The organism is Kitasatospora sp. NPDC093558 (assembly GCF_040683475.1).
In the GTDB taxonomy this organism is placed as follows: Bacteria; Actinomycetota; Actinomycetes; order Streptomycetales; family Streptomycetaceae; genus Kitasatospora.
On sequence record NZ_JBFBDY010000265.1, the window covers coordinates 1 to 8,829 of the forward strand.

At 74.8% G+C, this 8,829-nt stretch carries 9 protein-coding genes and 2 pseudogenes; 8 read left to right on the forward strand and 3 right to left on the reverse strand.

Annotated features, from left to right (window positions below):
• Both AB0O00_RS22670 and AB0O00_RS22675 read left to right on the forward strand, forming a co-directional pair.
• A pseudogene (locus tag AB0O00_RS22670) lies at positions 1 to 633 on the forward strand (RNA helicase); the annotation flags it as partial.
• A gap of 141 nt (positions 634 to 774) precedes the next feature.
• Positions 775 to 1,743, forward strand: coding sequence for a hypothetical protein (locus AB0O00_RS22675; protein WP_363654520.1), 969 nt, complete (start codon positions 775 to 777; stop codon positions 1,741 to 1,743).
• An 85-nt stretch (positions 1,744 to 1,828) separates the two neighbouring features.
• Here AB0O00_RS22675 and AB0O00_RS22680 read toward each other — a convergent pair whose 3' ends face one another.
• The gene (locus tag AB0O00_RS22680) at positions 1,829 to 3,199 is read right to left on the reverse strand and encodes a DUF1015 domain-containing protein (protein ID WP_363654507.1); all 1,371 of its coding nucleotides are present in this window, start codon (positions 3,197 to 3,199) and stop codon (positions 1,829 to 1,831) included.
• 103 nt (positions 3,200 to 3,302) lie between these two features.
• On the opposite strand from AB0O00_RS22680, the gene AB0O00_RS22685 reads away from it, so the two are divergent.
• Together AB0O00_RS22685 and AB0O00_RS22690 are read left to right on the forward strand one after the other, a co-directional pair.
• Complete coding sequence (locus AB0O00_RS22685; RefSeq protein ID WP_363654509.1) at positions 3,303 to 3,929, forward strand: tetratricopeptide repeat protein; 627 nt, start codon at positions 3,303 to 3,305, stop codon at positions 3,927 to 3,929.
• A gap of 75 nt (positions 3,930 to 4,004) precedes the next feature.
• Positions 4,005 to 5,045: an HAD-IIA family hydrolase gene (locus tag AB0O00_RS22690; protein ID WP_363654511.1), complete on the forward strand. Its 1,041-nt coding sequence runs from the start codon at positions 4,005 to 4,007 to the stop codon at positions 5,043 to 5,045.
• Between the two features lie 19 nt (positions 5,046 to 5,064).
• On the opposite strand, the gene AB0O00_RS22695 is transcribed toward AB0O00_RS22690, so the two are convergent.
• The gene (locus AB0O00_RS22695) at positions 5,065 to 5,412 is read right to left on the reverse strand and encodes an alkyl sulfatase C-terminal domain-containing protein (protein WP_363654513.1); all 348 of its coding nucleotides are present in this window, start codon (positions 5,410 to 5,412) and stop codon (positions 5,065 to 5,067) included.
• 176 nt (positions 5,413 to 5,588) lie between these two features.
• Between AB0O00_RS22695 and AB0O00_RS22700 the strand changes: the two genes are divergently transcribed.
• From AB0O00_RS22700 to AB0O00_RS22715, 4 genes are all read left to right on the forward strand, one after another.
• A complete protein-coding gene (locus AB0O00_RS22700) occupies positions 5,589 to 6,422 on the forward strand; it encodes a hypothetical protein (protein WP_363654514.1) in 834 nt (277 codons plus the stop codon).
• Positions 6,415 to 6,618 carry a hypothetical protein gene (locus AB0O00_RS22705; protein WP_363654516.1) on the forward strand — a complete coding sequence of 68 codons (204 nt, stop codon included), beginning with the start codon at positions 6,415 to 6,417 and terminating at the stop codon, positions 6,616 to 6,618. Before AB0O00_RS22700 ends, AB0O00_RS22705 begins: the two co-directional genes overlap by 8 nt.
• A 58-nt stretch (positions 6,619 to 6,676) precedes the next feature.
• Complete coding sequence (locus AB0O00_RS22710) at positions 6,677 to 7,483, forward strand: TlyA family RNA methyltransferase (protein ID WP_363654522.1); 807 nt, start codon at positions 6,677 to 6,679, stop codon at positions 7,481 to 7,483.
• A gap of 103 nt (positions 7,484 to 7,586) precedes the next feature.
• Positions 7,587 to 8,495 (forward strand): NAD kinase, encoded by a 909-nt coding sequence (locus AB0O00_RS22715; RefSeq protein ID WP_363654518.1) that lies wholly within the window; start codon positions 7,587 to 7,589, stop codon positions 8,493 to 8,495.
• Between the two features lie 21 nt (positions 8,496 to 8,516).
• Here the strand turns inward: AB0O00_RS22715 and AB0O00_RS22720 are convergent.
• Positions 8,517 to 8,829 (reverse strand): annotated as a pseudogene (locus AB0O00_RS22720) (PLP-dependent aminotransferase family protein); the annotation flags it as partial.

An 8,829-nucleotide genomic window follows, 5' to 3' on the forward strand; every position in this document is an offset into this window, starting at 1 on the left:
GACCGCCCGGCCGGTGGCGGTTTCCGTCGTGACGATCGCCCCTCGGGTGGTTTCCGTCGGGATGACCGTGACGAGCGTCCGCGTCGCGACGACCGTCCCTCCGGTGGTGGCTTCCGCCGTGACGACCGCCCCTCCGGTGGCGGTTTCCGTCGTGACGACCGTCCCTCGGGCGGCTTCAACCGTGACCGTGACGACCGCCAGGGTGGTGGCTTCCGTCGCGATGACCGTCCCTCCGGTGGCTTCAACCGTGACCGTGACGACCGCGGTGGCTTCCGTCGCGACGACCGCCCGGCCGGTGGCGGTTTCCGTCGTGACGATCGCCCCTCGGGTGGTTTCCGTCGGGATGACCGTGACGAGCGTCCGCGTCGCGACGACCGCCCGTCCGGTGGCTTCAACCGTGACCGTGACGACCGTGGCGGCTTCCGCCGTGACGACCGCCCCTCCGGCGGTGGCTTCCGCCGCGATGACCGTCCCTCGGGCGGCTTCAACCGTGACCGTGACGACCGCGGTGGCTTCCGTCGCGACGATCGCCCCTCCGGCGGTTTCCGTCGTGACGACCGTGACGACCGTGGTGGCTTCCGCCGTGACGACCGTGGTGACCGCGGCGACCGTGGCGGCTTCCGTCGCGACGACCGTGGTGACCGCCAGGGTGGTGGCGGCTACCGCCGTGACGACCGTGGTGGCCGCTTCGAGGGCCGCCGTGACGACCGCCGCGACGACCGCGGTGGCCGGGACTACGACGACCGCCGTGGCAACTACGAGCCCGTCAAGCGCCTGCCGATCCCGGAGGACGTCACCGGCTTCGAGCTGGACGCGGACGTGCGCCAGGAGCTCAAGAGCCTGCCCAAGACGCTCGCCGACGACGTCGCCCGCAACCTGGTGATGGTCGCCCGTCTGCTCGACGGCGAGCCGGAGGAGGCGTACCAGTACTCGCGCGTCGCGCTCCGCCTGGCCTCGCGCGTCGCGGCCGTCCGCGAGGCCGCCGGCTTCGCCTCGTACATGACGCAGCGTTATTCCGAGGCGCTCACCGAGTTCCGCGCCGCCCGTCGGATGACCGGCCGTGCGGACCTGTGGCCGGTGATGGCCGACTGCGAGCGCGGTCTGGGCCGTCCGGAGCGGGCGCTGGCGATGGCCGGCGAGCCCGAGGTGAAGCAGCTGGACAAGGCCGGCCAGGTCGAGATGCGCCTGGTCGCGGCCGGTGCGCGCACCGACATGGAGCAGTTCGACGCCGCCGTGGTGACACTGCAGAGCCCGGAGCTGGCCTCCAGCGCCGTGCACGCGTGGACGGCGCGGCTGCGGTACGCCTACGCCGAGGCCCTGATCGCGGCCGGCCGGGGCGACGAGGCCCGTGAGTGGTTCGTCAAGGCGGTCGAGGCCGACACCGACGGTTCGACCAACGCCTCCGAGCGCCTGGCCGAGATCGACGGCGTGGAGTTCGTGGACGCGCTCGACCCCGAGCTGGAGGACGAGGCCGACGAGGCCGAGGCCCCGGCGAAGAAGCGTGGCGGCGACGTCTCCGACGACCGCGTGATCTTCGAGGACGAGGAGGACGTCGAGGAGTACTACGACGAGGACGACCTCGAGATCGACGAGGACTTCGACGGCGTGGTGCCCGAGCGTTCCACCGACGCCAAGGCTGACGCCAAGGCCGAGGAGAAGACCGAGGCCAAGGCCGAGGAGAAGGCCGAGGCCAAGGCCGAGGAGAAGGCCGAGACCGAGGCCGACGCCGACGCCAAGAGCTGACGCACGACCCAACGAGTGAGGCCCTGCCGCACCCCGGGAGATCCGGAGTGCGGCAGGGCCTCACTGCGTCCAGCGCCCGGGCGCCTCAGCCCAGTTCGAGGTTGCGCAGCACCAGCCCGGTGGCCGGCTTCGGCCCGAACGAGGTGGACTTGCGCGGCATCGTGACGCCCTGCTCGGCGAGCCGCCGCACGACGCTCTCGCGCACCGGGTGCAGCAGGACGGCGGTGCCGCCGGTGCGGGCGGCCTCCCGTTCGGCGGCGGCGGCGGTGTGCAGGTAGCCGATGTCGTCCGGGCCGTCGGGGACGTGCCAGGTGTGGTCGAGCAGGGTGGTGTGCAGGACGGTCGCGTCGAGGTGGCGCCACTCCTCGGGGCGGTCGTGCGGCACGGTCGCGTCGAGCAGGGCCTCCTCGGGCTCGCCGACGAGCCAGAAGGACCCGTCGCCGCCGGTGAGGACGAAGCCGTTGCCGCCGTGTCGTTTCTGCTCGGCGAGCGCCTGGAGGGCGGAGGCGAGCGGGCCTGGGATCTCCTTGACCTTCCACTGGTCGCCCAGCCGCTCCAGCGCCTCGCCCACCGGCAGCCGGTACAGCACCCGGTGGATGGCCCGTACGCGCAGCGGGTAGCGGGCGGTGTCGACGAGGAGCACCAGGCCGCGGTCCCACGGGCTGCGCGGGAGGTGGCGGTGCTCGCGCTGGAGGCGCAGGTACATCTCCCAGCGGTGGTGGCCGTCGGCGATCAGGGCCCGGCAGCGGGCGAGGTCGCGGCCGATCTCGGCGATGTCGTCGGGTGCGGTGACGGCCCAGAGGCGGTGGTGGGTGCCGTCGCTGGTGGCGGTGGTGAGCAGCGGTTCGTCGCGGACGGTGCGCTCGATGACGTCGGCCGCGCCGCCCTTGCCCCGGTAGGTGAGCAGGAGCGGTTCGAGGTTGGCGCGGGTGGTGCGCATGAGGCCGACCCGGTCGGCGACCGGCCGCGGCATCACGTCCTCGTGCGGGAGCACCACGCCGGCCTCGCTGCCGCTGACCGCGAGGGCGCCGATCAGGCCGCGCTGCAGCAGCTCGGGGGAGTCGGCGGTGGCGGGCACGCGCTGCTCGTAGACGTAGAGCGCGGGCTCGGGGTCGGCGGCGAGGACGCCCTCGCGCTGCCAGTCGCGCAGCAGCCGGGCGGCGTGCCGGTAGCGGGTGTCGCGGTCGGGGCGGTCGCCGCTGTCCTCGGGCTCGGGGCGCGGCAGGATCAGCCGGACCACGTTGTGCGGGTCGGCGGTCTCCAGGTCGAGCCGGCGGCCGGGGTCGACGACGTCGTACGGGGGTGAGGTGACCGCGGCGAGCGCGCCGACCCGGTCGGGGACGTAGCGCAGGCCCCGGAACGGGGACAGGGACAGACCTGCGGTGGCGACGTGCCCGGGATCGCCGGGGCCGCCCTGCGGAGTCTCGGCTCCGTCTTCTGCACTGGAGGTGCTCATTCTGGGCATCGTAACCGGGTACGCGTTGTTGAGAGATCGGAACACCTGTGCCGATCAGTGGGACGGGTGGGCGACCGAGGGGCGAACGAGGGCGAGGTACGGCATGAACGACGGGTGGAACCAGGTGGACGACGGCGCTCCGGTCGAGCCGGGCGGACGGGACGGCGGCACCGACGGCGGCGGCCCCGGGGCGGGTGGCGTGCCGGCGCAGCGGCCGGGCGAGCCCGCCGGGGACGTGTACGAGTGGTTCCGCCGGGGCGGGAAGCTGCTGGCCGAGGGGCACCCGGCGGCGGCCGAGCAGCTGCTGGCGCGGGCGGCGGCGGCCGAGCCGCACTCGCGGAGCATCCGGGAGACGCTGGCGCGGGCGCAGTTCGACGCGGGTTCGTACGCGGCGGCGCTGGAGAACTTCCAGGCCGTCGCACTGGCGGATCCCTCCGACGACTACGCTCAGTTCGGGTGGGGCGTCGCGGCGGCCCGGCTGGGCGACTTCGAGACGTCCGCCGAGCACCTGGCGCTGGCCGTGGCGATGCGGCCGGAGACCGAGCACTACCGGGCGGCGTTGCGGCAGACCCGGGCCACCCTGGCGGCCCGTGCCGGGGCGTTCGGCCCGCTCTTGCCCGGCGCGCCGGGGTACCTGGAGCCTCCGGCCGGCGGGCCCGGCGGGCCCGGCGGGCCCGGCGGGTCCGACCGGACCGCGGGCGGCACCGGCGGCGTCGACGACGACGCGTGACCGGCGGGTGCGGGGCGGCGCGACCACCGCAGTGAACGATGCAGCAGACGACGCAGTGAATGAGGTAGAGCAGGCATGACCGAGACGGCCACCCCCGTGCGACGGACCGCCCCCGGGAGCAGCGAGCGCCCGCTCACCGAGGCGTACGACACGGCCCTGCTGGACCTCGACGGCGTGGTCTACGCCGGTCCGCACGCGATCGAGCACGCCGTGGACGCGCTGGACGCCGCCCGCACGGCCGGGATGCGCCTCGCGTACGTGACCAACAACGCCTCCCGGCCGCCCCGGGTGGTGGCCGGTCACCTGACCGAGCTGGGCGTGCCGGCCGAGCCCGCCGACGTGATCAACTCGGCGCAGGCCGCCGCCCGGCTCGTCGCCGAGAAGGTGCCGGCCGGGTCGAAGGTGCTGGTCGTGGGCGGTCTCGGGCTGGAGGAGGCGCTGGCCGAGCGCGGGCTGGTGGCGGTCCGCACGCTCGACGAGGAGCCGCTCGCGGTGGTCCAGGGCTACGACCCTTCGGTCGGCTGGGCGCAGCTGGCGGAGGCCTCGTACGCGGTGCAGCGCGGGCTGCCGTGGGTGGCGTCCAACACCGACCTGACCGTGCCGACGGCCCGGGGCATCGCGCCCGGCAACGGGACGCTGGTGGCGGCCGTGCGCGCGGCGACCGGGGTCGAGCCGGAGGTCGCGGGCAAGCCGCTGCCGCCGATGCACCGCGAGACGGTGCTGCGGACGGGCGCGGAGCGGCCGCTGGTCGTGGGCGACCGGCTGGACACGGACATCGAGGGCGCGTTCAACGGCGGGGTGGACAGCCTGCTGGTCTTCACCGGGGTGACGACGGCGGCGCAGCTGCTCGCGGCGCCGGTCGAGCACCGTCCGACGTACCTCTCGGCGGACCTGCGTGGCCTGCTGGAGCCGCATCCGGCGGTGGAGGCGGCGGACGGCGGGTTCGCCTGCCGCGGCTGGACGGCGCGCGCCGAGGGCGGCGTGCTGCGGCTGGACGGTGCCGGGGCGGACCGCTGGGACGGCCTGCGGGCGCTGTGCGCGGCGGCCTGGGCGGCGCTGGACGCGGACGGTGAGCCGGCCGACGGGCGGAAGGCGCTCGCCGAGCTCGGCTTCTGAGCGCCGGGCGGCCGCCGGGTCAGAGCAGGGTGCGCAGCCGCAGGAGGTCGCGGAAGCCCGCCTCCAGCTTGACCCGGCCGCTCGCCCACGCGGAGGCGAAGTTGAGCCCGCCGCCGACGAGGGCGACCAGGTCGTCGCTGGCCATGGTCAGCCGGATCTCCGCCTTCGCGGCGGGGGCGCCGGGGGCCGAGACGACGTCCTGGATGCTGCCGTCGCGGAGCCGTCCGGTGAAGGTCAGGTCGAGGTCGGTGATCCGGCAGGAGAGCGAGCGGTCGAGGGCCGCGGCCTTGCGGACGTCGCCGGTGGACTTCGTCATGTTCCGGCTGAGCTGTTCCAGTGCCTCGCGGCACTCCTCGGCGTTGGCCATGGCGGTGGGTCCCCTCCCTGGGCGTCCCGGGTTCCGGTGGCCGACGGAGGCGGTCGGCGCGGGGCCACGGTACCGCAGGCGGGTTTTGGCGGTAGCGTCGTCAGTGGGGCGCCCGGTAACGGCCGGGGGCCCGACGGCGACGGAGCGATGCGCGCAGGCGCTAAGGAGGCACCCGGATGCTGCCGAGGACGGTGCGGGGAGTGGTGGAGGCCGCGGCCGTGGTGGTGGAGGAGGTCGGCAAGCGGGTCGTCGGGACGGCCGCCGCGATCCTGGAACGGACCGGGGTCGACGTCGCCGAGGTCGAGCGGCGGCTGGGCGGGCAGTTCCCGCCGTCGGCGAAGCAGCTGCAGACCCTCGCGGAGGAGGCGGTCACCGCCGGACGGGCCGGGGTGGACATGGCCGTCGGGATGGCGCGGGGTGAGGTGGAGAAGGCCTTCGAGAAGGTCGGCGACCAGGTGACCAAGGTCGGCGTGGTGCTGGCGTACCTGGAGAGCAAGCTGCGCGAGGTCGAGGAGGACGCCGTCTCGGCGGCGCGGTCCACGGCGGACGAGCGGGCGGAGGAGCCCGTGCCCGCGCCGCGTGCGGACGGCCTGTTCGGCCACGGCTGGGAGCAGCGGGACGAGCCGCCGGCGCGGGTGGTCGGCGAGCCGATAGCGGCGGAGCGGGTGGAGGTGGACGAGCCGGTCGAGGTCGATCCGCCGGTCGCGCCGGCGGTGTCGGCGGCCCGGAAGCCACCGGCGAAGAAGCCCGCGTCCGCTGCGGAGCCCACCGCGAAGGCGGCAGCGGAGAAGGCCGCGGCCAAGAGCACGGCGGCGAAGAAGACTGCGGCCAAGAGCACGGCCGCGAAGACGCCGGTGAAGAAGACCGCCGTCAAGAAGACGGCCACCGCCAAGGGTGCCGTCAAGGGCGCCGCCAAGAAGACGTCCGCCGCGGACGCGCCCGCCAAGCGCACCGCGACGAAGAAGACCACCGTCCGCAAGGCCACCAGCACGAAGAATCCCGATGCCTGACGCCCCCACCCCCGGAACCACCTCCGCCCCCGAGCCGCTCGGCGTCGACCTGACCCCGACCGGCCACCCCGCCGTGGACGCCGGCCTGGCCCGGCTGGAGGCGCTGGACGGGGTGCCCGCCGAGGCGCACGTCGCGGTGTACGAAGATGTTCACCAGCAGTTCGCCGACGCGCTGGCCGCGCTCGACCAGGACTGACCCGAACCGCCCGCACGACCGATCCGCACGACCCGTAGGAGCTGAAACACCAGTGGCAGTGGCACGACGCCGTCTCGACGCGGAGCTGGTCCGCCGCAAGCTGGCCCGGTCGCGCGAGCACGCGTCCGAGCTGATCGCGGCGGGCCGGGTGACCGTCGGCGGTACCACCGCGACCAAGCCGGCCACCCAGGTGGAGACCTCGGCGGCGGTCGTCGTCGCCAAGGACGACAACGACCCCGACTATGTGTCGCGCGGCGGTCACAAGCTGGCCGGGGCGTTCGCGGCGTTCGTGCCGCAGGGGCTGGTGGTCGAGGGCCGCCGGGCGCTGGACGCGGGCGCGTCCACCGGCGGGTTCACCGACGTGCTGCTGCGGGCCGGCGCGGCCGGTGTGCTGGCGGTGGACGTCGGCTACGGGCAGCTCGCGTGGTCGCTGCAGAGCGACGAGCGGGTGACGGTGATGGACCGCACCAACGTCCGCGAGCTGACCCTGGAGATGATCGGCGGCACCCCGGTCGACCTGGTGGTCGGCGACCTGTCGTTCATCTCGCTGGGCCTGGTGCTGCCAGCCCTGGCCGGGTGCGCGGCCGAGGACGCGGACCTCGTGCTGATGGTCAAGCCGCAGTTCGAGATCGGCAAGGAGCGCCTGGGCAGCGGCGGCGTGGTGCGCAGCCCGCAGCTGCGCGCCGAGATGGTGCGCCAGGTCGCGGCGCAGGCGTGGGAGCTCGGGCTGGGCGTGCAGGCGGTCACCGCGAGCCCCCTGCCGGGGCCGTCCGGGAACGTCGAGTACTTCCTGTGGATGCGCCGGGACGCCCCGCAGCTGGACCCGGCGGAGGCGGACCGGGCCGTCGCGGAGGGCCCCCGATAGGGTGCTTGGGGGACGTCGGGTCCGTCATGCTGTGTGATTGCTGTGTGACGCGACCGCACCGGGCCAAGGGCGACCCGGCAGGCGTGAGGGAGAGGGCAGCGGCATGAGCGATGAAGAACGTACGGTCTTCCTGATCGCGCACACCGGCCGGGAGGCGGCGCTGCGCAGCGTCGAGGGCCTGGTGCACGGGCTGCTGAAGGCGGGCGTCCGGATCAGGCTGCTGGCGGCCGAGGCGGTGGGTCTCGACCTGCCGGACGGGGTCGAGAAGGTCGCCGGGGGTCCGGGTGCGGCGGACGGCTGCGAGCTGATCCTCGTCGCGGGCGGGGACGGCACGCTCCTGCGCGGGGCGGAGCTGGCGCGCGAGCACGGGCTGCCGATGCTCGGGATCAACCTGGGCCGGGTGGGCTTCCTCGCGGAGGCCGAGCGGGACGACCTCGCGGTCGTGGTCGAGCGCGTGGTGAAGGCCGATTACGAGGTCGAGGAGCGGATGACGATCGACGTCATCGTCCGCACCAACGGCGACGTGGTGCACCAGGACTGGGCGTTGAACGAGGCCTCGATCGAGAAGGCGTCCCGGGAGCGGATGCTGGAGGTGGTGACCGAGGTGGACGGCCGGCCGGTCTCCAACTTCGGCTGCGACGGGGTGGTGTGCGCGACGCCGACGGGCTCGACGGCGTACGCGTTCTCGGGCGGCGGGCCGGTGGTGTGGCCGGAGGTGGAGGCGCTGCTGATGGTGCCGATCTCCGCGCACGCGCTGTTCGCGCGCCCGCTGGTGACCTCCCCGGACTCGGTGCTGGCGGTCGAGGTGCAGCCGAAGACCCCGCACGGCGTGCTCTGGTGCGACGGGCGGCGTTCGGTCGAACTGCCCGCCGGCGCACGGGTGGAGGTGCGCCGGGGGCAGACGCCGGTGCGGCTGGCGCGGCTGCACCGGGCGCCGTTCACCGACCGGCTGGTGGCCAAGTTCGCGCTCCCGGTGACGGGTTGGCGCGGGCGCTCGAACAAGCCCTGCTGATCCGGGTGATCTGACGGATCGTCAGACGGCGAGCGGCTGGCTGTCGTCCGCCGTGCCGAACCGGCCGCCGCTGCCCGCCTGTGCGGCGAGGGCGGCGAGCCGTTCGACGGCGGCGGGCACGGCGGGCGCGGGCACGGTGAGCGGGATCCGGATGTGGTGCTCGAACGCGCCGTCCGCGCCGAAGCGGTTGCCGGAGGCGATCCGGACCCCGCCGCGCTCCCCGGCGAGCGCGAGCGCCGCGCCGGACAGGCCGTCGGTGGACACCCACAGCGAGAGCCCGCCGGGCGGCGGCGCGTAGCTCCAGCCGGGCAGGTGCCGGGGCAGCGCCGCGCCG

Bases quoted from the DNA above. Each gene is read 5' to 3' on its own strand.
- AB0O00_RS22705 (WP_363654516.1), top strand. From the start codon at position 6,415: ATGCCTGACGCCCCCACCCCCGGAACCACCTCCGCCCCCGAGCCGCTC.
- AB0O00_RS22685 (WP_363654509.1), top strand. From the start codon at position 3,303: ATGAACGACGGGTGGAACCAGGTGGACGACGGCGCTCCGGTCGAGCCG.
- AB0O00_RS22690 (WP_363654511.1), top strand. From the start codon at position 4,005: ATGACCGAGACGGCCACCCCCGTGCGACGGACCGCCCCCGGGAGCAGC.
- AB0O00_RS22715 (WP_363654518.1), top strand. From the start codon at position 7,587: ATGAGCGATGAAGAACGTACGGTCTTCCTGATCGCGCACACCGGCCGG.
- AB0O00_RS22700 (WP_363654514.1), top strand. From the start codon at position 5,589: ATGCTGCCGAGGACGGTGCGGGGAGTGGTGGAGGCCGCGGCCGTGGTG.
- AB0O00_RS22680 (WP_363654507.1), bottom strand. From the start codon at position 3,199: ATGAGCACCTCCAGTGCAGAAGACGGAGCCGAGACTCCGCAGGGCGGC.
- AB0O00_RS22695 (WP_363654513.1), bottom strand. From the start codon at position 5,412: ATGGCCAACGCCGAGGAGTGCCGCGAGGCACTGGAACAGCTCAGCCGG.